The 23,442-nt window shown below is 33.4% G+C and carries 25 protein-coding genes; 7 read left to right on the forward strand and 18 right to left on the reverse strand.

Annotation, left to right across the window (positions count from 1 at the left end; all coding sequences use genetic code 11):
• Positions 1 to 85 precede the first annotated feature (85 nt).
• Positions 86 to 664 carry a signal peptidase I gene (gene lepB, locus F5ESL0225_RS03800; protein WP_122047881.1) on the forward strand — a complete coding sequence of 193 codons (579 nt, stop codon included), beginning with the start codon at positions 86 to 88 and terminating at the stop codon, positions 662 to 664.
• 49 nt (positions 665 to 713) lie between these two features.
• Entirely contained in the window at positions 714 to 905 is a 192-nt protein-coding gene (locus F5ESL0225_RS03805) for an LBP_cg2779 family protein (protein WP_122047882.1), read from the forward strand.
• Between the two features lie 70 nt (positions 906 to 975).
• Here the strand turns inward: F5ESL0225_RS03805 and F5ESL0225_RS03810 are convergent, their stop codons facing one another.
• The 8 genes from F5ESL0225_RS03810 to F5ESL0225_RS03845 all read right to left on the reverse strand — a co-directional run bounded on the left by F5ESL0225_RS03810 (position 976) and on the right by F5ESL0225_RS03845 (position 8,745).
• Positions 976 to 1,806 (reverse strand): hypothetical protein, encoded by an 831-nt coding sequence (locus F5ESL0225_RS03810; RefSeq protein WP_122047883.1) that lies wholly within the window; start codon positions 1,804 to 1,806, stop codon positions 976 to 978.
• Positions 1,806 to 2,510, reverse strand: a complete 705-nt coding sequence (locus F5ESL0225_RS03815; protein ID WP_122021681.1) for an ABC transporter ATP-binding protein — start codon at positions 2,508 to 2,510, stop codon at positions 1,806 to 1,808. Before F5ESL0225_RS03815 ends, F5ESL0225_RS03810 begins: the two co-directional genes overlap by 1 nt.
• A gap of 2 nt (positions 2,511 to 2,512) precedes the next feature.
• The gene (locus F5ESL0225_RS03820) at positions 2,513 to 2,872 is read right to left on the reverse strand and encodes a GntR family transcriptional regulator (RefSeq protein ID WP_122021682.1); all 360 of its coding nucleotides are present in this window, start codon (positions 2,870 to 2,872) and stop codon (positions 2,513 to 2,515) included.
• A 599-nt stretch (positions 2,873 to 3,471) separates the two neighbouring features.
• A complete protein-coding gene (pepT, locus tag F5ESL0225_RS03825; protein WP_122021683.1) occupies positions 3,472 to 4,713 on the reverse strand; it encodes a peptidase T in 1,242 nt (413 codons plus the stop codon).
• A gap of 12 nt (positions 4,714 to 4,725) precedes the next feature.
• On the reverse strand, positions 4,726 to 5,523 hold the full coding sequence (locus F5ESL0225_RS03830) for a Nif3-like dinuclear metal center hexameric protein (RefSeq protein WP_122047884.1): 798 nt from the start codon (positions 5,521 to 5,523) through the stop codon (positions 4,726 to 4,728).
• Positions 5,510 to 6,199, reverse strand: coding sequence for a class I SAM-dependent methyltransferase (locus F5ESL0225_RS03835; RefSeq protein WP_122021685.1), 690 nt, complete (start codon positions 6,197 to 6,199; stop codon positions 5,510 to 5,512). Before F5ESL0225_RS03835 ends, F5ESL0225_RS03830 begins: the two co-directional genes overlap by 14 nt.
• 178 nt (positions 6,200 to 6,377) lie before the next feature.
• The gene (locus F5ESL0225_RS03840) at positions 6,378 to 7,880 is read right to left on the reverse strand and encodes a hypothetical protein (RefSeq protein WP_122021686.1); all 1,503 of its coding nucleotides are present in this window, start codon (positions 7,878 to 7,880) and stop codon (positions 6,378 to 6,380) included.
• Position 7,881: 1 nt separating this feature from the next.
• Complete coding sequence (locus F5ESL0225_RS03845) at positions 7,882 to 8,745, reverse strand: ABC transporter ATP-binding protein (RefSeq protein ID WP_122021687.1); 864 nt, start codon at positions 8,743 to 8,745, stop codon at positions 7,882 to 7,884.
• Positions 8,746 to 8,950: 205 nt separating this feature from the next.
• Here F5ESL0225_RS03845 and F5ESL0225_RS03850 point away from each other — a divergent pair, with 205 nt between their 5' ends.
• The gene (locus F5ESL0225_RS03850; protein ID WP_122021688.1) at positions 8,951 to 9,391 is read left to right on the forward strand and encodes an 8-oxo-dGTP diphosphatase; all 441 of its coding nucleotides are present in this window, start codon (positions 8,951 to 8,953) and stop codon (positions 9,389 to 9,391) included.
• A gap of 17 nt (positions 9,392 to 9,408) precedes the next feature.
• The gene (locus tag F5ESL0225_RS03855) at positions 9,409 to 10,605 is read left to right on the forward strand and encodes a CPBP family intramembrane glutamic endopeptidase (protein WP_122047885.1); all 1,197 of its coding nucleotides are present in this window, start codon (positions 9,409 to 9,411) and stop codon (positions 10,603 to 10,605) included.
• A 90-nt stretch (positions 10,606 to 10,695) separates the two neighbouring features.
• Here F5ESL0225_RS03855 and rpoD read toward each other — a convergent pair whose 3' ends face one another.
• From rpoD to rpsU, 10 genes are all read right to left on the reverse strand, one after another.
• Positions 10,696 to 11,817, reverse strand: coding sequence for an RNA polymerase sigma factor RpoD (rpoD, locus tag F5ESL0225_RS03860; RefSeq protein ID WP_122021690.1), 1,122 nt, complete (start codon positions 11,815 to 11,817; stop codon positions 10,696 to 10,698).
• A gap of 14 nt (positions 11,818 to 11,831) precedes the next feature.
• Positions 11,832 to 13,622, reverse strand: coding sequence for a DNA primase (gene dnaG, locus F5ESL0225_RS03865; RefSeq protein WP_122021691.1), 1,791 nt, complete (start codon positions 13,620 to 13,622; stop codon positions 11,832 to 11,834).
• Between the two features lie 18 nt (positions 13,623 to 13,640).
• Complete coding sequence (gene glyS, locus F5ESL0225_RS03870; RefSeq protein WP_122021692.1) at positions 13,641 to 15,707, reverse strand: glycine--tRNA ligase subunit beta; 2,067 nt, start codon at positions 15,705 to 15,707, stop codon at positions 13,641 to 13,643.
• The gene (glyQ, locus tag F5ESL0225_RS03875; RefSeq protein ID WP_118896514.1) at positions 15,700 to 16,617 is read right to left on the reverse strand and encodes a glycine--tRNA ligase subunit alpha; all 918 of its coding nucleotides are present in this window, start codon (positions 16,615 to 16,617) and stop codon (positions 15,700 to 15,702) included. The genes glyS and glyQ overlap by 8 nt, the downstream gene beginning before the upstream one ends.
• A 246-nt stretch (positions 16,618 to 16,863) precedes the next feature.
• The gene (gene recO / locus F5ESL0225_RS03880) at positions 16,864 to 17,619 is read right to left on the reverse strand and encodes a DNA repair protein RecO (RefSeq protein ID WP_122021693.1); all 756 of its coding nucleotides are present in this window, start codon (positions 17,617 to 17,619) and stop codon (positions 16,864 to 16,866) included.
• 2 nt (positions 17,620 to 17,621) lie between these two features.
• Positions 17,622 to 18,530 carry a GTPase Era gene (gene era / locus F5ESL0225_RS03885; RefSeq protein ID WP_122021694.1) on the reverse strand — a complete coding sequence of 303 codons (909 nt, stop codon included), beginning with the start codon at positions 18,528 to 18,530 and terminating at the stop codon, positions 17,622 to 17,624.
• A complete protein-coding gene (ybeY, locus tag F5ESL0225_RS03890) occupies positions 18,530 to 19,054 on the reverse strand; it encodes an rRNA maturation RNase YbeY (protein WP_090092004.1) in 525 nt (174 codons plus the stop codon). The genes era and ybeY overlap by 1 nt, the downstream gene beginning before the upstream one ends.
• Complete coding sequence (locus F5ESL0225_RS03895; RefSeq protein ID WP_122021695.1) at positions 19,054 to 20,007, reverse strand: PhoH family protein; 954 nt, start codon at positions 20,005 to 20,007, stop codon at positions 19,054 to 19,056. The genes ybeY and F5ESL0225_RS03895 overlap by 1 nt, the downstream gene beginning before the upstream one ends.
• Before the next feature lie 21 nt (positions 20,008 to 20,028).
• Complete coding sequence (locus F5ESL0225_RS03900; RefSeq protein WP_090092007.1) at positions 20,029 to 20,472, reverse strand: GatB/YqeY domain-containing protein; 444 nt, start codon at positions 20,470 to 20,472, stop codon at positions 20,029 to 20,031.
• A gap of 130 nt (positions 20,473 to 20,602) precedes the next feature.
• Positions 20,603 to 20,779, reverse strand: a complete 177-nt coding sequence (gene rpsU, locus F5ESL0225_RS03905) for a 30S ribosomal protein S21 (RefSeq protein ID WP_046306945.1) — start codon at positions 20,777 to 20,779, stop codon at positions 20,603 to 20,605.
• Between the two features lie 186 nt (positions 20,780 to 20,965).
• Between rpsU and F5ESL0225_RS03910 the strand changes: the two genes are divergently transcribed.
• The 3 genes from F5ESL0225_RS03910 to F5ESL0225_RS03920 all read left to right on the forward strand — a co-directional run bounded on the left by F5ESL0225_RS03910 (position 20,966) and on the right by F5ESL0225_RS03920 (position 23,385).
• Complete coding sequence (locus F5ESL0225_RS03910; protein ID WP_090092009.1) at positions 20,966 to 21,793, forward strand: pyruvate, water dikinase regulatory protein; 828 nt, start codon at positions 20,966 to 20,968, stop codon at positions 21,791 to 21,793.
• A 68-nt stretch (positions 21,794 to 21,861) separates the two neighbouring features.
• A complete protein-coding gene (gene msrA, locus F5ESL0225_RS03915; protein WP_122024679.1) occupies positions 21,862 to 22,410 on the forward strand; it encodes a peptide-methionine (S)-S-oxide reductase MsrA in 549 nt (182 codons plus the stop codon).
• Between the two features lie 96 nt (positions 22,411 to 22,506).
• The gene (locus tag F5ESL0225_RS03920; protein ID WP_122047886.1) at positions 22,507 to 23,385 is read left to right on the forward strand and encodes a YitT family protein; all 879 of its coding nucleotides are present in this window, start codon (positions 22,507 to 22,509) and stop codon (positions 23,383 to 23,385) included.
• Positions 23,386 to 23,442: the final 57 nt, after the last annotated feature.

Consider the following 23,442-nt stretch of genomic DNA (forward strand, 5'->3'; position numbering starts at 1 on the left):
ATCAAATACCTAATAATGATTTTAACATTCAATTGCCAAGATTTCAGTTATAATAAAAGGTAATGGAATATAAGGAGAATATTTTATGGCAAAAAAGATAGTAAATAAACAAGACGAGCAGGAAGAAAGTTGGGGAAAGTTCCTTTTAGATGTTGTAGTAATGATGGCAATTATTCTTGGAATTTTTTACCTACTATTTAATTTTGTACTTTCAAATGATCGTGTATCGGGACCATCGATGCAGCCAACTTTTGAAAATAATGAGCGGTTAATCTCAACGCGCCATTTCACCCCAAAAAGAAATGATGTTGTGGTTTTACTTGCGCCGAAAGCTGCTAACGACGCACCTGGAGCTTTGTATATTAAACGTGTAATTGGTCTACCTGGAGATACTTTGGTTTCCAAAAATGATAAAATGTACATTAATGGTAAGCTTTTGAAAGAACCCTACTTAGAAAATTCTTTCAAAAAAGCAGCTAATGATGCTGGGCAAACTTATACCAGTAACTTTACTTATAAAGTACCCCAGGGCTATTATTTTGTTTTGGGTGATCACCGCGATATTTCTAAGGATTCTCATATGTTTGGACCAGTTAAGCGTAGTAATCTTGTAAGTAAAGTAGTATTACGCTATTGGCCATTTAATCGAATCCAAACTTTTTAGGTTATTTTAATTTTTTTAGCAAAAATAAATTCTAGAGGAGCAATTTATTATGAATCAACAACTAGAAGAATTATCCGATGCAATTATTAATTATCAAGTTAAACACCATGTAACTGATACTGATTTAGCTTTTGCTAGTCATTTATCAGTAGAAAAAATTCATTCTATGAAAACTGGTAAAGGTGAATTTACAGCTGAAGAAATTAGTCAGTTGTATGACTATTTGGCTGTTAGTCATTAAAAAAACAAATTAAAGTAAAAACCATCAAGTTAAGCCTTGATGGTTTTTACTTTTAATAATTATTAAATAGTTACTTTTTCTCAATTGCTTCAAAGTAATGTTGCATTAAGAAAACGTTAACGATTAGGAAAAATAGATTCAAAATTAGTAAAACCAAAATGATTAATAAAGAACTTTTATCATCTACCATAAAGCCGGAAAAAATATTGTTCATTTTAATTAAACTACTAATTTTTACTAACAGCCACGCAATTAACCAAATTATGACTAACCGAATAATACTTGATACTCCTCTGCCTGATACGTAGGGCAGGAAGTTCATAATTGCCCGACTCGTGAAATTTAAAAAGCTAATGATAAGATAAGTTAGTAAGGCAAACAAGATCATAATTGTGATGAAAATTAATGTTTTATCAAAAATATTATATAAATCGCCAAGACGGGAATTCGTATATTTATTTAACTCATTAAGTGTAACTGCAACATTTGTTCGAACTTGAGGACTAATTACGTAATAAATACCACTAAATATGGCTACGGTTACTAGTTCAAGTAATTTAAAGTAAACCATGGTGACAAATGAACTTAAGATATTACTAATGTAAAATAAACTATCGTTAATTGGTGTGAGCCGCCAGGTTTGGCTAAGATTGATTTTTTCATTTATAAAACAAATAATAATATAAAAAGCAAAAGTTGAAAAAATCATAATAGTGCCATATATAGAAAGTAATTTAATCATAAAAGTATCTAATACAGAACCATTATAAGAGTAAGCATCATACCTACTAGAGAAAAAAGTAATGGCAATTGAACCAATGAACTCGATTAACAGGATTAAATACAAATTTTTAGTTTTTTGTTTAAATTGCTGGCTAAATAAACTTTTAAAAATTGACATTATTCATCCTCCTTTAAGTAAAGCCCTTCATAATATTCCTCAATACTCAGATTATTTGCTCTAATTGCTTCAGTTGATTGATGTGTAAGCACCGTTTTATCTTTAATAACGACAACTTCATCAAGCATGGTCGCAATTTCGTTAACAAAATGATCGGAAATCAAAATCGTCGCTTGATCAGCCTTCCAGAGAATAATTGAGTTAATTATTTTTTTGCGAGCCATTGCATCTATCCCTGAAAATGGTTCATCTAACAAATATAAATCGGCTTTACGTGAAAAAGTCAATGCAATAATTAATTTTTCACGCATCCCTTTTGAAAGATGAGATAGGCGCATATTAAGATCAAGTTTCATAAAACTTCTTAATTGATTAAATTGCTCGTCATCAAAATCGGTATAAATAACTTGATAAAAATGCACAATATCCTGGATTTTCGTTGATTCACCAAACCCGGTTAACCCATCAGTAAATGATAAATGCGCTTTTCTCATAGCTTCTTTAGTTTCATTAAGAAGTGTAACACTACCTTGATAGTTTTTAGCCATTCCAGCAATGATACGCATCAAAGTAGTCTTGCCTGCCCCATTTTCACCTAAAAGCGCCACAATTTTTCCTGGTTGTAACTCTAAGTTAATTTTATCCAAGATGATTTTTTGGTTCTTTTTATAGGTTAAATCTTTAATTTCTAAAAGATTATCCATATTTATTCTCCTATTAGATAATTTGATAAAATAACACTAATTTGATCATCAGCTACTCCCAAAGCATTCATACTTTGAACAAACTTTTCTAATTCAGCCTTAATCAATTTAGCCTTTGTCTGTTCAAGTAAAGCAGTATCTTCGGTGACAAAATTGCCTTCGCCTCTTTTAGTGAACAAAATACCCTCAGCATTCATTTGTTGTAAAGCTCTTTGAACAGTATTAACGTTGACCGTTAACTCAACCGCTAATTCTCTTACAGAAGGTATTTTATGACCAGGCTGTAATTTACCAGTAATAATTTGCCGATAAAGGTACTGTTTGATTTGGAGATAAATAGGTATATTGTCCTTAAATTCCACTAGCACACCATCCTTTATACACTGTATTATATTTCTATTACACGATCATATCGTAAATTGTTAATTTATGCAATATTTATGTTTTTTCATATTATTAACTACTTTTACCTAACAAAGACATGGCTACGACAAACTGGTAAACTTTTCAATAATAGTAATTCTGAAAAATAAAGCCTAATTTTTTTATAAAAGCTGGCCAGCTGCGTCAGCAGCTATTTGTGATTATTAACATAAATTTGGCCGCTAAAAGCTAGATCAAGCAAAGTGATTTTAGATGATATCCTTTCATTAGTATTTTTAAATTTTCTATATTAAGTATCATTAGATTAATACCATATTATTCTATAGCCACTTAAAAAGGCTTCAACTTTTTTTAATAAGTTTTTCGTTGTTTCACGACTATGAAATTTATTTACTTAAGGCAAAAAAATACCCACAAAGCCATCTAAAACAATGTTTCTGTGAGTAAATTTATTTTTTTATAATAGATGTGTATAATTAGCTGATTTTAAAAAACAGCCAATTATACCTGGTATAAAAGCTTTTTAAAAAATTAATCATCTTATTAAAAAAGTGTGATTAGCTATAATTTTGTTTCACTATTTGTTATTTGTCACATTTAATTCAACCATTTTTACCATAACGTCAACTGCCTTGTACATTGATTCTAAAACTGTGTACTCGTAGCGTCCATGCATGTTTTCTTGTCCAGCAAAAATATTAGGACATGGCAGACCCATATAAGTTAACTGAGACCCATCAGTGCCACCGCGAACCGGATCTTCATTAATTGATAATCCTTCACTGCGATAAGCTTCACGAGCTAAATTAATAATATCCATACGTTTAGCTAATTCATCCGCCATATTATAATATTGATCCCACATTTTTAACTTGATTCGTTCAGTACCAAATGCTTCATTCATTTTATGAACAAGCGATTTGACTAATGCTTTTCGTTCTTCTAGCCCTTCGCGCTCAAAGTCGCGAATGATATAGTCCATATGGGCATTATCAACCGTTCCGGTTAAATTCATCAAATGGAAGAATCCTTGTCGCCCATCAGTCTTTTCTGGAACCTCATCTGCTGGCAATTGATTTTGAAAATCAATTGCGATTTGAAGTGCATTAACCATTTGTCCTTTGGCTACTGCTGGATGAACGTTCACTCCTTGAATATCAAGCCCAAATTGGGCAGCAGAAAAAGTGCCCCAATCAAGTTTTCCTGGTGCTTCACCATCAACGGTAAAAGCAAAATCAGCTCCAAATTCTGTTACATCAAAATGCCCTGCTCCAGTGCCAATTTCTTCATCTGGCGTAAAAGCTAAACGAATCTTGCCATGCTTAATTTCTGGATGGGTTAAAAGATATTCTGCTAAAGTTACTATTTCTGCTACCCCACATTTATCATCGCCCCCCAGTAAAGTATCACCGGAAGTGGTAATAATAGTTTGCCCCTTATAATTTGCAAGATGGGGAAAAACTGCGGGATCAAGGTAAAATTCGGAATTTCCTAATTTTATTTTTGATTTGCCATCATAGTTTTCATGAATTTGCGGTTTGACATTTTCGGAATTGAAGTCTGCCGTATCACAATGAGCTAAAAAGCCCATTGTTGGAACTTTAAAATCAATATTAGCGGGTATTTCAGCGATTACACAGCCGGAATTTTGGTTATAATGAACATCGCTTAGACCTAATTCTTCTAAGTCCTTGATAATTACTTCTTTTTGAAAATCTTCTTCACGTTTAGTTGAGGGGAAACGATCAGCATGCTCGTCTGATCGTGAATTGACTTGCACATATTTTAAAAATCTTGGCAGTAAGTTTGGATATTCCATAATTCTCCTTTATTAAAATAAATCTTGAAATGGATTAGTTGAAACAGTAGACTTTTCCACTTGTAGGTCCCAATTGTTTTCTTTATTCCATTGAGTTAACTTTTGATACATTTTATCTTTAAATAGTTTTTCTGTATAGTGACCAGGATCAATAACTGTTAATCCTGAAGAAATTATATCATGACCGGTGTGATAATAGACGTCACCAGTAATAAATGCGTCAATTTTTTCTGCAACCGCCTGGTGCCAGAACTTGCTACCATCGCCACAAATAAAACTCACAGATGAAATCATCTTATTAGAATCAGCAGTTATTAACCGTACCATCTTAACTTTCATTTTAGCTTTAACATAATACGCAAAATCGTGTGCTGATAATGGGTGTGGTAATTTTCCTTTACGGCCAATGGCTATACCATCAGCATCAAAACAGAAAGGTTTAACATCAATTAAACCTAGTTCTGTTGCCTGCCAATCGCTAGAACCGTCTTGTGCCTTATCAGAATTAGTGTGAATTGAATAGACAGCAATTCCGTGAGCAATAATTTTGCCATACATTTCATTTTGTGGATCAGCAAAATTAAGATTAATAACAGGTCGAAATATAACCGGATGATGACTAATAATTAAATTAACTCCCCTTTGAATTGCCTCATCTACTACTTCTGGTCGCACATCAAGAGTAGTCATTACTTTATTTACTTCTTGATCAAGTGAACCAATCTGCAGTCCTACGGGGTCACCTTTACTAGCAATTTCTTCAGGAAAGTGTTGGCAAAGAGTGGTGACAATATCTTTAACTTTGGTCATTTAATTCTCCTTCAATTAACTCGATTTCTTGTTCTACTTTTTTGATACGCAAGGAATCCTTTTGTTTAGCCTTATTTAAATTATCTAAAAGCCGCTCATGATAATGTAACTGGTCTTGCCACTTTTGGTAAAAGACTGGATTTTTTTCTTTAATAATTATTGGTCCAAAAAATAACTGTGCCTGAGTTAATGTTTCTAACTTAGCTACTTTTTTAGCCTTAATTAGTTCATAAATATGACCTGCTTCAGCAATAATTTGTTCAGCTTGAATATGATAAGAGTGCTTAATTAGCCATTTTCGTACCCCATACTCACCAATATTTGGCGCTAAAATTAGCGTATCAAAACTTAAACCATTTTCCCAAGAAGTAGTTAAAATTTGGGTCATGAGTTTGCCCCCCATACCAGCGATTACCACAGTATCAATCTGATCTTCTTTATTAACTGTGTCAAGTCCTGCACCTAGGCGTGGTTCAATTTTTTCTGCAAGTCCGGCTTCAATAATATCTTGCTTTGCATTTGCTAGGGGACCTGATGCAATGTCACTAGCAATGGCAAAATCAATTTTACCTGATTTAACTAATTCAATTGGTAAATAAGCATGATCAGTACCAATGTCGGCAACCCGACTACCTGTATCTACCATATTGGCTAAAGTATTTAAACGTAAATTCACTTTTTCCCCTACTTTCTACATACTGAAATTTTAGCATATTACTTAAGCTGGTTTAAGAATTAAATGTTTTTGAAAATTGGTGTCTTGAATAAAATTTAGCTTTACCAAAAAGCTTCATTTTGAGTTTAATTCAAAATGAAGCTAATAAAGAACAATTTAATATGAATACTTATACCAATTATTTAATTAACTGCTTTAAGCTACACTTTATTAAAAATAAAACTAGGGTTACACCAAGATATACTAAGCAGACAGATGGATTTAGTTTATTTATGGGTAACAAGTTAGTAATTCCATTTAGGTAGATAAAACAAAAAATGACCATTAAAAAAATAAACATGCGGTTACCCTTGGTAATTAATCCTAAAACTTGTGCTAGCATGCAAATCATAATGCTAAAACATACTAGTAACAAAGCAGTATAACTTGACTTTAGCATGAAAGGTAAAAACAAGATTAGTGTAAATGTTAAACTAGCTACATATTCAAAAAATTGTTGCTTATTTTGTGCTTTAGGAATCGTCATCAGCCATTGATAGAAACTAAATTGAGTAATTTGTGAACCTAAATTACTCAATAATGGTAATTCTGTTAATAAGATTAAAGGTAAAATTATTAATTGCTTTATGGCTAATGAACTAAGCCATGCTGTTAACCACAAAATAATTAATGCAAGTTTATTATAAATAGATAGTGGTCTCCATAATAAAGCAAATGAAGTTTTTAATAAACTACTACTAGCCGATTTTGAATTGATTGTTTTCAATTTATGATGGTCGTGAACTAAGTTAATAGGGATGGAATTTTTACGAATTTTATTTGAGTATTTGTGCGGAGAAAAAATAAAACCTGCTAAAATTAGCATTACAATGCAAATTATGAGCTGAATAATAAAAATTAGTAGATCTTGCTGAGTAAATTTAATCGGTAAAAAAAATAAAGTCTGCTTTCCTGTTTCTTTAAAATTTCCTGAACTAAGTAGCATTGTTTGCTTTAATGGTTGCCCTACGGTCTTAACGCAAGTATCTTGAATCATTTTGAATAAATAGGAGCTACCAGATGGATTAATTATCTTTAAAAAAAAGGAATTATAATTTTCGATACTAACTCCATAACAAATTAATGAAAAAAAGCTAACAAGAATTATTCCTAGAATACCTCTTAGAAAAGGAACAATTTCTGTAAATATCGCAAGCGTCGAAATTATGAAAATACCAGGTAATAAAGTTAAAAATGGCGTTAAGAACTGATAAAAGTCAATAAATTTCCCTGGAAACTGTAAAATCACCATTATAATTGTCGCTAATATGATAACAATCCAGAGAATAAATAAAAGTAAACAATTCGCCAAGAATTTTCCACCAATGTACTTAATTTTAGAAAAGGAAACTGACGCCATTAAAACATTAGTATGATTTTGATCATCAATTCCAATTGTATTTTTTAAAAACAGGTAACTAATAATTGGTAAAAACAAGCCTAATACTAACACCACACTAACTGGAACCCAACTAGGATTGCTTGCTTGAATAAATAAATTCGGCTCAAGTACAAATACCTTAATTGGACCCTTAATTCTTGGATATCCAATAACAGCTGCGATTAAGGCCAAAATTATTAGAGCCCAATATGACAAGCGTCGACTTCGTTCTAAAAATGTAGCTTTAACAATTCTAGTCAAACTAATCACCGCTTTCTAAGATAGCCAGACTGGCATCTTCTAAGCGTGGTGTTACATTAACAGCTTCTGCATTAGGTTTAGATTGAGAGATTACTCTAATATGAACACCATCAATTTCTTGCGTAATAGAACTAACATTTTCTAGTTGATTAAGAACCTGATTAACTGGAGCAGTATATTCCCAAACTGAATTTGTTACTCTCTGTAAAAGTCCTTCCGGTGAACCTGTATATAAAATTTGCCCCTCTTTCAAAACAATAATTTTAGAAGCAACTGCTTCTATATCAGAAATAATGTGAGTTGATAAAATAACAATATGATTAACAGCCATTTCTGCCAAAACATTCCTAATAGTTACTCTTTCTAATGGATCTAATCCGACTGTAGGTTCATCAACAATAATTACTTTTGGATCACCTAGTAATGTGGCGGCTATACCTACTCTTTGTCGCATACCGCCAGAAAAGTCGGCCAATTTTGTATTTTTTGCATTAATCAAATGAAATTTAGTTAGTAAATTTTCAATATTACTTCGTGCTTGCTTTTTAGAAATACCTTTAAGAGCCGCAATGTATTGCAAATATTCAATTGCAGTTAAATGAGGATAATATGGAACTTGCTGTGGTAAATATCCTAATGAAATTCGCATCTTTTTGGGATATTTAACAATGTCTACTCCATCTAAAAATATGCTTCCTTTTTCAGGTTGCAAAATAGTTGATATTATCCGCAATAAAGTTGATTTCCCAGCGCCATTAGGACCAATTAGTCCAATGAGCCCACCTGAATGTAAGTTAAGGTTAATGTTATCAAGTATTAGCCTTTGACCAAACTTTAATGATACGTTTTTGATATCTAATTCCATAGTTAATTCCCCTAAAAGTGTAAACTTTAATATCATTTATATATTGTATTACTATACTATTATAGTACAAAAATAAACAAAAAAGACCAGATTTTTAATAAAGTTATTGACTGTAAGTAAATTAATGTATTGTAAATTTACCTAGTTAATCTTTCATCTTTTTTATATAATAAATTCAATAAAAAGATGAAAGAAGTTATACGGAATGGATAGAACTGAAAGAGTAACATTAACAAATATGTGTATGATTGAAAATAAGCAAAAAATATTAGTGATTAATCGTAACGATCCAACGTGGCCTGGACTCACCTTTCCCGGCGGACATGTTGAAGCGCATGAATCATTTCACGACTCGGTCATCCGAGAGATTAAAGAAGAAACTAATTTAACAATTAAGAAGCCACATTTAGTGGGAATTAAACAGTTTTATGACGATAATAATAATCGCTATATCGTCTTTTTTTATATTGCTACAAAGTTTAGTGGGCAGCTAAAAGCATCAAAAGAAGGAGAGTTGATCTGGATGACCAAAAAAGAATTGCAACAAGAAAAGCTTGCCTATAACTTTGACCGCGATTTAAAAGTTTATTTTAATAATGATATTGATGAACATCTACTTGATGGCAAGCGTGATGAACTGTTTTAAGTCTAGAAAGGTTTCTAATGGTTACAGAGAAAAAAATAAGAAGTTGGCACCTACTGCAGACCTTATTACAATTGCTACTTGTAATATTTAGTTTAATTTATAGTTTATTTATTCATGCTGGTGGGATTACTACTTTTAAAGCATTTATTTTGATAATTTTGATTAGTTTACAGTTTTCAGTATTAAATAAAAATGTAAATAGTAAGTTAATTCAATGCAATTATTATTTTCAGGCAATTAGTATCACTAGTACCCCAATTTTTTTCTTTACTTTTGTAAATGATCTTTTAATTAAGTATACAAATGAGACTATAACAACATTTGTTTTGTGTCTTATTACAATTTATAAAATTTTTATGTTTATTCCTATGGGCGAATTGGCTATGGGAAATGTTCAGAATAAATGGGGACGTTTTTGTTTACTATGGTTTATATATTTGATTATCGAAATAGAATCTACTTATCCTATTCCCACTAACCCTTTTTTAAAGGCTTGTACCAATAGTGCAATTATTGGTAGTTTAAGTTTTGTTGTTACTACATGGTTTGTGATGAAAAAATGGGGATTTGTTACTCCTAATTTTAAGTTTAGTTCAAGAGTTTCAAAGGTAATTTTGAGTATTCTAATTATTTTTATTGTCATAGATTGTCTGTTTAATGGTTTTAATGATGCCAATTCATTGAACGGTATTCTTACTAACTGGAATTTTAGGGTAGCTTCAAATAGTAATCTTTTATATTTAACTTTAAATGCTTTTGCTGCTGGAATTGGTGAAGAATGGATGATGCGCTTTTGCATTTTAAGTTTTTTATTGAAGTTACTCCAAAATTCTAGTAGGCAAATCTTTTGGGCAATATTTCTTGATGGCTTAATTTTTGGTCTAATTCATTTTTTAAATACTCCTGTTCAACCATTATCAGCTACTATTTTGCAAGTGATTAATGCAATGACAGTAGGTATACTATTTTCAGCACTCTATTTATACACTGGTACAATTATTAGCAATATCGCATACCACTTCTTATATGATTTAGCGGGGATGATTGCGTCTGGGAGTATTTCGATGTTAAGTCCTACAATATTTGACTGGCAATTATTAATTTTTATAGTTTTAATTTATCTCGGCCTTGCTTTGTTTCTAGTTACAGGTAAACGTAAAAAAGTTGTCGAATATAATTTGAATCTTCAAGGATTAAATAAAAAGGCATTTTAAATTTATAAGAGAAAAAGTTAAAATTAAGATAAAGCAAAAAAGCTTCACTTCGTACAATAAACGAAGTGAAACTTTTTGTATAGTATAAAGTTAATCCAAAAAATCACGTAACTGATTGGAACGACTAGGATGACGCAATTTCCGTAAAGCCTTGGCTTCAATTTGGCGAATACGTTCACGAGTAACACCAAACACTTTACCGACTTCTTCTAAAGTTCTAGTTCGGCCGTCATCAAGACCAAAACGTAAGCGTAAAACATTCTCTTCACGATCAGTAAGTGTATCTAAAACTTCTTCTAACTGCTCTTTCAACATTTCATATGAAGCATGTTGTTCTGGACTAGTTGCATCTTTATCTTTAATAAAGTCACCAAGATGAGAATCGTCTTCTTCACCAATTGGTGTTTCGAGTGAAACTGGTTCTTGAGCAATCTTAAGGATATCACGTACCTTAGAAGTTGGCATATCCATTTCGGCACCAATTTCTTCAGGAGTTGGTTCACGTCCTAAATCTTGCAATAGCTGTCTTTGAATTCTGATCAATTTGTTGATTGTTTCTACCATATGAACCGGAATTCTAATTGTCCGTGCTTGATCTGCAATTGCCCGGGTGATGGCTTGCCTTATCCACCAGGTCGCATAAGTTGAAAACTTGAAACCGAGGCTATAATCAAATTTATCTACAGCTTTCATTAACCCCATGTTACCTTCTTGAATTAAATCAAGAAAAGACATACCACGACCAACATATCGTTTAGCAATTGAGACAACCAGACGTAAGTTAGCTTCAGCTAATTCTTGTTTGGCTTCTTCGTCACCTTTTTCAATTCTTTTAGCTAAAGAAATCTCTTGATCGGCGTTTAAAAGTGGTACACGACCAATTTCTTTTAAATACATCCGCACAGGATCATTCATCCTCACGCTTGATGGAGCCGACATATCTTTTAGTTCGGCTTTTTCAATGTCTTTTTGTTTCTTTAAAGCTAATTTAGAAGGATCGCCATTCTCATCGACAATACTAATACCGTTGTCTTCAAATTCCTGAATTAATTGATCGACAGCCTTATTTTGTAAATCATAAGGCTTAACTAGGCGATCTACAAATTCAGTTTCAGTAATCGATTTATCTTTTTTTACGTCTTTGACAACTTGCTTAACAACTTTGTCTAAAGACAATTCTTCATTATTATTGGTATTTTTATTTTCTGTCAAAATAAAGCCCCCCTTTAACCCTGAATTCTTTTTAACTCTAAAATTTTCTGAGTAATTGTCATTATTTCTTTAGTGTCCGTCTTTCTTTTGGCATCTTGCAATTCATTCATTAAGTGATGCAATTGCGTACGAATTTCTCGCATTTTTAATGCATCAATTTGCTCATCAATTTCTTGATCTGAAAAATCCTGGGGCATGTCTGTCATTTCGGTATTAACTATTATACCTTGAAGTTGACTTGGAATAAAATTTAAGAAACTATTGACGGATGGATTTTCTTGTTCTTCACTAAAACTTAACCATAATTCCGCTAATCTTTGAAAAGCCTCATCTGGAAATAAAAATTTTCTATTTAATAAATAATCGCGTGCATGAGTAGAATGAATGAATAAATATAATAAACGCACTTGAATCGGATCAATTGCGGTCTCTTGAATCGATTTAATTGGAGGCATTTGCCTACTTTGATCAAACCCACTATTTTCTTTACGACGTTGAGCAATATTAAATTGACGTCTATAGCGTGCTAAGGTCGCTTTTAAAGAATCAAAAGAGACATTTTGCTCGCGCGCTATTTTATCTAAATATAAATCTTGTTCAACGGGATTAGTTAATTTAGCAATTGCTTTAACTGCTTCATCAATATATGCTAATTTTTCGCGGTCATTATCTAAATTATATTTTTTAGCCAAGCGTTTCAAGAAAAAGTCAGTTGGTGTCAATGCCCCCTTAACTTCTTTAGTATAATTTTCTGCGCCATATTTTTTTATATATTCATCTGGGTCTAATTTTTCCGGTAATATTACAATACCTAGATTAAATCCACCAGCTTGAGCAAACATTTTAACTGCACGATCTTCCGCATGAATGCCAGCCTCGTCGCCATCGTAATTAATAATAATATTTTTAGTAATTCTACGAATCATATAAAGTTGCTGATCGGTAAGACTTGTTCCCATAGAAGCAATTCCTGACTTTATCCCGGCTTGATAGGCTGCAATTACATCCATATATCCTTCATATAAAACTAAATGGTTTTCATCACGAACGGCTTTTTTGGCCTCAGCAAAATGAAAGAGTACCTTTGATTTTGCAAAAATTTTTGTTTCTGGGCTATTAATATATTTTGCTTCAGTTTTGTCATTAGCAATTCTTCTTCCCGAAAAACCAATGACATAACTACCCTCATTTGCAATCGGAAACATTAACCGGTCACGAAAACGATCAAGCAGGCTGCCATTTTTTGTCTGAACGAATAAGCCACTTTTTAACAAGTCACTATCTTGAAAATCACGTCCTCTTAAGTAAGTCAAAAGTAAGTCGTTTTGCCGGGGCGCATAGCCAATTTTAAAATGGTCAATTATTTTCGCATCTAGTTTTCGCTGCTTGGCATATTCAAGTCCACGTCTTCCTGCATTCGTTGAAACTAGTACACGTTGATAAAATTTTGCTGCTTGCTCATTTATTTTAATTAAAATATTAGAGTTTTCTGCTCTAGCATGGGTTACGTCCCCAATATCAATATGCGCAAAATCCGCTGCCTTTTGAACACTTTCCGGGAAAGTCAAACCATCCTTTTCCATTAAGAAGGTAAAAACATTACCGCCTTTACCGCAACCAAAACATTTAAAGAATTGTTTACCCTCGTTAACGGTAAAGGAAGGAGTTTTTTCTTGGTGAAAAGGACACAGGCCAATATAATCTTTACCTTTTTTTTCAAGTGATACATATTGGCTGATAACGTTCACAATATTGATATTTTCTCGTACTTTAGCAATTGTTTGCTCAGGTATTAATCCAGCCACTTCATCACCTACAAATAACTATTTAATAACCAGCTTACTTAAATCCCCTAATCCAGTAGCTAATTCTGAAATCAACTTAAGCTGTGCTAAGCGATTATTCTTAACTGTTTCATCTTTGGCCATAATCATATTAGTTTCAAAATAAAGATTTATAACTGGCTGTATTTCAACAAAGCCTTCATATAAAGCTGTCAAATTGGTAAGCTTACTTAAGTTATTTACTTCGATAAATAGCTTATTCTCACTTTCATTTTCAAACAAGTCTGGATTAATTATGTTTTGCCCTTTGAATTCAGCTTTCTTTAAAATATTATTTATTCTAATTAAGCTTTCAACAACTGGCTTAAATTGTTCATCATCATGGTGCAATTGCAACACATTAGCTGCTGACAAAATTTGAATCGGATCTTGTTGATTGGAAGCTAACACGGCATCAATAATGTCATACTTAAATTGATTTCTTTGTAAGTATTGATTAATCCGATCCCGAATAAATGAAGCAATCTCATCATCTTGCAGCTCAGTCTTAGGTAACTTAGCCGAGGTTTGACCGTCAAGTTCGGTTACAATTTCAGGCAAAACTTTATTAAATGGTAAAGACCAACTTTGATTTAATAAAATACGCACTATCCCATATGCATAACGGCGTAGAGCATATGGATCGTTTGATGAATTGGGAATCATACCTGCCGCAAAAAAGGTAATGATTGTATCCAATTTATCTGCAATTGATAAAAGAGAACCAACAATAGTTTGTGGTAATTCACCTTCGGCAGTTGTTGGCATGTAATGCTCTTTAATTGCAACAGCGACTGTTTGTCTCTCTCCAGCTAAGCTAGCATAATGCATGCCCATCACACCTTGCAATTCAGCAAATTCACCCACCATTTGAGTAACTAAATCAAATTTATATAATTCACTGGCCCGATTAAAATCAGCGATTGTTTGTTCATCTAATTGCCATTTCTCAGCTAAAAAGTTACCAATGATGCGAACACGTTTGATTTTTTCTGACATTGAACCAATCTTGTCATGGAAAGAAACATTATCGAGCTTTTGTACAAAATGACTAAGCGGATATTTTCTATCTTCATCATAAAAGAATTGGGCATCATCAAGACGTGCAACTAAAACTTTTTCATTCCCTGAAATAACATTTTCCAGAAAATCTTGATTACCATTACGCACAGAAATAAAATGATTAACTAAGTGATCATCTTGATCGTAAACTTCAAAGTACCGTTGATTATCTTTCATTGAGGTAATTAATACTTCTGCTGGCATTTGTAAGTATTTTTCATCAAATGTTCCTGCAAAAACAGTTGGATATTCAACCAAATTAGTCACTTCCTCAAGCAAACTGGAATCTGGTTTGATTTTCCAATTATTTTCTTTAACCAATTCGGACATTTGCGTAACAATCATTTCTTTGCGCTTAGTTGCGTCAACAATGACAAATTGATCTTTTAAGGCATCTTCATAATCGCCCGTATTAGCTAATACTACTGAATCACCTAAGAAACGATGACCTTCAGTTTTACGACCAGCTGTAATATCTAATAGTTTGACGGGAACGACTTCATTGCCAAAAAGAGATACAATCCAGTGAATTGGTCTGATAAATTCAAAATCATTAGCCGCCCAACGCATTTTAGTAGGGAAAGTCATGGCCTTAACTACCTTATTCATGTTTAACAAAATTTCGCTCGCTTTTTTCCCAGTTTTTTTAACATGAACATAGGCATACTCTACACCTTTAAGTTCTTCAAAATAAATATCATCAACGGACATTCCCTGTCCACGAGCAAAACCTTGAGCAGCTTTAGTCCAATTATTATCTTGATCTAGGGCGATTTTTTTAGCTGGTCCTTTTTTGATTTCATCAATATCATCCTGCTTTTCAGCAAGTTCTTCGACTAAAATCGTTAGACGTCTTGGCGTAGAAAAAGTCTTGATATTCTTAAACTTTAAACCATTTTCATTTAAGAATTTTGTGGTTTTGTCAGCTAGTTGATTAACACTACGGGTGACAACATGTGCTGGCATCTCTTCGGTCCCAATTTCAAATAAATAATCTTTAGTCATTTTCAAGCCCTGCTTTCTTATCTTCTGCACTCTTTAATAGCGGGAAACCTCTTTTTTCCCGTTCTTCGACAAAACAAACAGCTACTTCATGGGCAAGATTTCTAATTCTCGCTAAATATCCCGCCCGCTCCGTCACTGAAACTGCTCCGCGTGCATCAAGCAAGTTAAACGTATGCGAGCATTTTAAAATATAATCATATGCTGGTTGAACCAAGTTTAATTTAATCAATTCCTGTGCTGTTTTTTCGTAAACATCAAAGAATTTTAACAAGTCTTCCTGGTTTGATTCTTCAAACGCATATTTTGAATTTTCATACTCTGCTTCTTTAAAGATATCGCGGTATAAAACACCATTGCCCCACTCCAAATCAAAAACAGAGTTAACATCTTGAATATATGAAGCTAAACGTTCAACCCCATAAGTAATTTCACTCATTGTTGGTTTAACTTCGAGTTCACCGACAACTTGAAAATAAGTAAACTGACTTACTTCCATTCCATCAAGCCATACTTCCCAACCGACACCGGCACACCCCATTGAAGGATTTTCCCAATTATCTTCAACAAAGCGAATGTCATGCTCAAGTGGATTAATTCCTAAAACTTTTAAACTATCTAAATAATATTGTTGAATATCTGTTGGCGCTGGTTTAATTACTACTTGAAATTGATGATGTTGGAATAAGCGATTAGGATTATCACCATAACGCCCATCAGCTGGTCTTCTTGATGGCTCAATATAGCAAGCAGCCCATGGCTCTGGCCCCACAGCCCGTAAAAATGTATACGGGCTCATTGTACCAGCCCCTTTTTCTACATCATATGAAGGCATAACCATGCAGCCTTTGGATGACCAAAATTCTTCTAATTTAAAAATCATATTTTGAATGTTTAATTTTTTCTTTGTCATTTTTAATCCTTTCTGCATTAGACCATAAAAAAAAGCCTATGCAAAACTTGCATAGGGACGAGATTTAATCGCGGTTCCACCCTAATTCAGGGAAAATATACCCTGCACTTAATTATTGACTAAAGGTGCCCTTTCCCAGATGTCCTTGCACTATCTAACACTCGCTTGACTGGTACTTTTCTTCTTCCTTATCATTGCCAAAATACAAATTAATTTTACCATAATCCAAGGATAAGCTAAAGCAAACTAAGTTAATAAATTTAACTCGTCTAAAAATTTTTTGGTTTTTAAGTTTAAGTCAATCGTTGCCTGATAAATTTGGTCAATTGCTTTTCGCGTTGCTTTTTTAGTTTGAGCGCTAATTGTAATTTCACCCAATCGTTCAGCTGGTAATAGCCCAATCGTTCTTAAAACAGCCGTCTCTTTAGGCTTTAGATGGAGGCGATTAGGATCAGTATAAAAATGGTCGCTACATAAAACCCCGCCATACTTTATTGAATAATCAAAATTGCCTTTTTCTTTCCTACAAATAATGCAGTGACGTAGTTCTGGCTTTACCCCAAATGCAGCTAAAAGTTGCATTTGAACGATTTGAGTAATCATTTCTGCGTCAACTCCAGCATTGATTTTTTGCAAAGCAAAATCAGCTAATAAGTAATATTGATCTATATGTTGATATTCAATAAAGGCATGATCAATTAAATCTAAAATGAAAGAAGAATACGCATTTTTATTTATATCAGTAAAAATATGATTAAATTGTTTGATATTTTTATAAGTTCGTAAATTACTAAGCCCATGACCATTGGTATAGATAATGTAAGTACCGTAAGAAAAGTTAAGTAAGGCTGCGCCTAACTTCGACTTGGGACGTAGTGCTCCGCGAGCAAGCATGGTAATTATGCCGTAATTTTTAGTTATAATTTTAGCTAAGACATCAGCTTCATTATATTTTTGCCGTTTAAAAATTATTCCTTGAACTTCTTTGAGTTCTCGTGCCATTTTTAGGACAAATCCTTCTTATTATAACCAATCTGCTTCAAAAAGCGGGGATCAGATCGCCAATTACGTTGAACTTTAACCCACAAGTGCAGGTTAACTTTTTCACCTAATAAGTCCTCAATTTGTTTACGGGAATTAATGCCTATTTGCTTAAGCATTTTCCCTCCTTTACCAATAATAATCCCTTTTTGCCCACTTTTTTCGACATAAATTGTAGCTTCAATTTGCAGCTTGTTATTTTCATGCTGATTCATTTGTTCAACCCATACGGCAGCTGCATGGGGTACTTCTTCGGCAGTTAAATTTAAAAGTTGCTCACGAATTAATTCACTAACCATAAAATATTCTGGCCGATCAGTAATTTGCTCAGGATCATAGTAGGCTGGACCTTCTGGTAAATAATCATATAAAACCTGATTTAAGTCAGAAATACCGATTCCCTGAGTAGCAGATATTGGTAAAAATTCTTTAAAAAGATTTAATTGACGATATTCATCAATTATTCCTAATAAGTCATTTGGATTAACCTGATCAACTTTATTAATTAGTAAAAATGCTGGTACCTTAACTTGTTGTAAAAGATTAACGATATATTCGTCACCTTTACCCATTTTTTCTGGTTCAACCATAAATAAAATTAAGTCAACATCATTTAAACTAGATAAACTTGCTTTGTCCATATAGTCATCAAGTTCACCGTGTGGCTTAAATATTCCTGGTGTATCAACGAAAATTACCTGCATACCTGACGTAGTGTAAATACCTGATATTTTATTACGCGTTGTTTGCGGTTTGTTAGAAGTTATTGCGACTTTTTGCCCCACTAAATAATTCATTAAAGTTGATTTACCAACATTGGGTCTACCAATTAACGCAACAAAACCAGACTTATTTTTTTCATTATTCGACATTATTTACCTCTGCCCTCATCTAACTGGTCTGCATATAAAGGCAAGCCATAGTTTTTTAAAATTTTACCTTGAATGGCAAACATTTCTTTTGCTTCGTCAGGTTCTATATGATCATACCCATTAAGGTGTAAAAAACCATGAACAAGGGTGTAGCCAAACTCACGCTGCCAACCAGTACCATATTCTTCACTGTGTCTTCTTATGACACTCGGACACATGAACAAATCACCAATATCTTCACAAAAATCAGGATCTGCTGCAAAAGCGGCAATCTCAAACTTATCTTCACCGTCTTCAATCGCAAAGGAAATTACATCAGTTGGTCGATTTTTATCACGATATTTATAATTGATTTTTTGACTACGCTCTTCATTGACAAAGTTAATACTCATTTCTAAATTATTTTCTTTACCAATTTCATTTTTGGCTAACAATAATAGGTCAGTAATCCACTTTTGCCAGTTACATTTTTTATCTTGTAAAAAATCAACTTCATCATTATAAGTAATATCGATTGGGGTCATTAACTTTGTTCTTTCTTTTCATATGCATTAATGATTTTAGCTACAACTGGATGTCTAACAACATCATTAGCTGAAAACTGAATAAATTTAATATGACTGATACCTTTTAAAATATGCTCAGCGTCTACTAAACCGCTACGCTGGCGTCCAGGTAAATCGACTTGCGTCATGTCACCATTAACAATCATCTTGGAATTAAATCCTAAACGAGTTAAAAACATCTTCATTTGCGCATCAGTAGTATTTTGAGCTTCATCTAATATTATGAATGCATCATCTAATGTACGCCCACGCATATACGCAAGTGGAGCAACCTCAATTACTCCCCGTTCCATCAAATGATCAGTCGTATTAGTACCCAAAATAGAATAAAGAGAATCATAAATTGGTCTTAAATATGGATCAACCTTTTCCTTTAAATCTCCAGGTAAAAATCCAAGTGACTCACCTGCTTCAATTGCTGGTCGGGTTAAAACAATGCGTGAAACTTCACCCTTTTTAAAAGCTGCAATTGCGCAAACAACGGCAATGAATGTCTTACCAGTACCAGCAGGACCAATACCAAATACGACATCATTTTTTTCGATTGCTTCAACATAATTTTTTTGACCGATATTTTTCACCCTAATCGGTTTACCTTTAGCATCCCGAATTAGAATTTTTTTATATAGATCAGGAAAATATTCGGTAATCCCTTTATCCGCCATTTTCATTGCGCTGACAATATCAGGAGCACTGATATTAATATTAGCACTAACTACATTGTCTAAGGCTTTTAAAACAGCAATTGCTTTTTGACAATTATTGCTATCGCCTGCAAGCAGAATTTGGCTTCCAGTATCAGTGATACTGATATCATATCCCTCTGCTAACAAATCAAGATTGCTGTCATTAACCCCAACTAACTTTTGAATATTTTCTGGATTTCTAGGAATAAAATTGGTTTGAGCCAATATCTTTTCTCCCTTTCTTGCTTAACTCAGTTTGTTTTTAACCAGGTTAGAGGCAACTTTTCCATCTGCCCTACCTTTGATTCTAGGCATTAAAATTTTCATAATCTTACCAAAGTCAGCTTTAGTTGCACCACTGACTTCAGCAATTGCTGCACTAACGATTTTTTCCAACTCAGATTGTGAAAGTTGCTTAGGCATATAGGCTTCAATAACGGTTAATTCTTTTTTAGTCTCCTCAACTAAATCAGTACGCTTAGCTTTAACAAAGTCAGCCAATGATTCTTCACGTTGCTTTTTTTCACGATTTAAAACTGTTAATTCTTCATCGGAATTCAATTCACGCCCTACTTTGATTTTTTCGTTCATTAAAGCAGCCTTAATCATCCGCACAGTGTTCAACTTAACTTTATCATGTGCCTTCATCGCATCTTTCATATCAGCCATTATCTGTTCTGATAAACTCACAGTAATCCCTTCTTTCTAATATAGCTTGCTTAAATTATAACAAATCTTGTTATAGGTATAAAATAAATATTCTTAGCAAAATATCTAAAAAACGACCTCTACCATAATTGATAGAAGTCGTTTTTTTATATTAATAATGCTTACGCTTGCGAGCTGCTTCTGACTTCAGCTTTCTACGTACACTTGGCTTCTCATAGAATTCGCGCTTGCGATATTCTTGCAAAGTACCACTTCTAGAAACGGAACGTTTGAAACGACGAAGAGCATCATCAATAGACTCGTTTTCGTGAACAACAGTCTTGGCCATATGTGATCCCTCCTTCCATTTCTTGACGTTTCCGTCATACATTTATTTAAATTATATCAAACCATATTCATCGGTCAATACATACAAGCAATATTTTTTAAAATTATTTTTCATTACCGTTTTAGCTATTTAAAATCTGTTAATATTAAAGAGAGATTGTATAATAAATGAAAAAAGGAGCAGACAATGACTGACGAAACCCCAAAAAAAGAAGTTAATATTATAATTATTTCTGATTCTGCTGGTGATACTGCTTTTAATAATGCAGTGGCAGCAGCAGCGCAATTCCCCGATGCTCAAATTAACTATCGGCGATATCCATTCGTTTATAATAAAGAAAAATTGGCAGAAACTTTTCAAGAAATCGAAAAGTATCCTAATTTGGTAATTATCTATAGTTTAGTTAAAGATGAAATGCAGTTACCAGTAATTCGTTTTATTCGGGAACATAATATCCATGGGATTGATATTTTATCTCCAGTGGTTGAAGCAATTCAAAGCGCTACTGGTAGCCGACCGCTTAAGAAAATTGGTGCCCAACATAAAATGAATCAAAAATATTTTGATCGAATATCTGCAATGGAGTTTGCCGTAATGTATGACGATGGCAAAGATCCAAAGGGCTTTTTAGAAGCTGATGTCGTTTTATTAGGTGTTTCTCGAACTTCAAAAACACCACTCTCTTTATTTTTAGCTAATAAAAATTTAAAAGTAGCTAACTTACCATTAGTACCAGATACGCATATTCCAAAGGAGATATATCAAGTTAATCCTAAAAAAATTATTGGTCTGACCAATGACTTATCCGTATTAAATGAAATTAGACGGCAAAGAATGATTGCCTATGGGTTAAATCCCGATACCACTTATTCAAATACAGACGCAATTAAAAAAGAACTTGATTCTGCCCAAACGCTTTACAATGAACTGGGGTGTTTTGTTATTAATGTTGCTAACCGGTCAATCGAGGAAACGGCTGCCTTGATTTTAGATCATCTGGGAATTGAAGAATAAACAAGCACTTAAGACCGGTCTTAAATATTTTTTACCTAAGTCCGGCAAGATGAAATGAGGTCAATAAAATGGCAAATATAAATAAGGATAAAAAACAAAATTTTCAAAAAGCCATCTTTGCTGGGGGCTGCTTTTGGTGTATGGTAGAGCCATTTGACACTTTACCTGGTGTCAAAAAGGTGATTTCTGGCTATACCGGCGGTCACGTCCCTAACCCTACTTACGAACAAGTAGCTAGTGGATTGACTGGGCACACAGAAGCAGTTGAAATAACTTATGATCCAGAGCTGATGTCTTATGAGCAATTATTAGAATACTATTGGCAAGTAACTGATCCAACTGATGCCATGGGCCAGTTTCAAGATCGCGGTGATAATTATCGCCCAGTTATTTATTATAATTCTGTCCAACAACAGTTAGCTGCCGAAAAATCAAAGCAGAAGCTCCAAGAAAGTGGCAGATTTACTGCACCGATTGTTACCAAAATAGAACCGGCTCAACCTTTTTATCCAGCTGAAGAATATCATCAAGATTTCTATAAAAAGGCCCCCAATCGCTATGCACTAGAGGAAGCTGGTGGTCGGTTAACTTTTATCAAAGAACACTGGCAAAAATAAAATTAACTGAATTTGCTCAGTTGGTTACCTCCCCAACTTTTGTTACACTGAATTAAATGAATTACTATTATTTAGGACAAAAGGAAAATGTGAATAATGGATCGACTCGATACCTTTAACAGACGTTATAATTTACTTTCAAAGATTTCAGCTTCATTTTTTTATTCAATTGCAGTAGCAATTGCGTTAAATCTTTTTTGGGGTCCGGGGCACATGTATTCTTCTGGTATTACCGGATTTGCTCAATTAATTAATACATTGAGTGAACGTTATCTCCCCTTCACTTTGACAACTTCGGTAATGTATTTTGCCTTAAATGTGCCACTACTTTTAGTTGCTTGGTTTAAGATTGGACACAAGTTTACTTTTTTTACAATTATCACGGTAATTTTGGGCTCGATTATGATGCGCGTGCTACAACCAGTTAATATGCATGTTGATCCCCTTGTTTGCGCAATTTTTGGGGGAATGATTAATGGCTTGGGAACTGGTTTTGCCTTAAAAAATGGTATCTCAACTGGTGGCTTAGATATTGTGGGAATTGTTGTTCAGAAAAAAACGGGCACAAGTTATGGCAAGGTAAGTATTTTTATTAATTTAGTAATTATTGTCGCTGCCGGTGTTGCCTTTGGCTGGAATCGTGCTTTATACTCGGCCCTGACTATTTTTATTAATGGACGGGTAATTGATGCTGTCTATACCCAACACCAAAAATTGCAAGTCACAATTGTCACAGATCAGCCACAAGCGATTATTGATGGAATTCAAGAAAAAATGCATCGCGGCATCACAATTTTTCACGATGTCGAAGGAGCGTACAGTCACATAGAAAAAAAAGTTTTAATAACAGTTATTAATCGCTATGATATGTACGATGTTTTACAAATTGTTCAAAAAAGTGATCCCTATGCCTTCATGAGTGTCACCGAAGTAGAACGTGTTTATGGGACATTTAAAGAACAAGAAATTGTTTAAAATATATCTATATGTGATACCACAAAAGCCACTCCATGATAAATGGAATGGCTTTTT

The sequence above is a fragment of the Lactobacillus sp. ESL0225 genome (assembly GCF_003692905.1).
Taxonomy (GTDB): domain Bacteria; phylum Bacillota; class Bacilli; order Lactobacillales; family Lactobacillaceae; genus Lactobacillus; species Lactobacillus bombicola.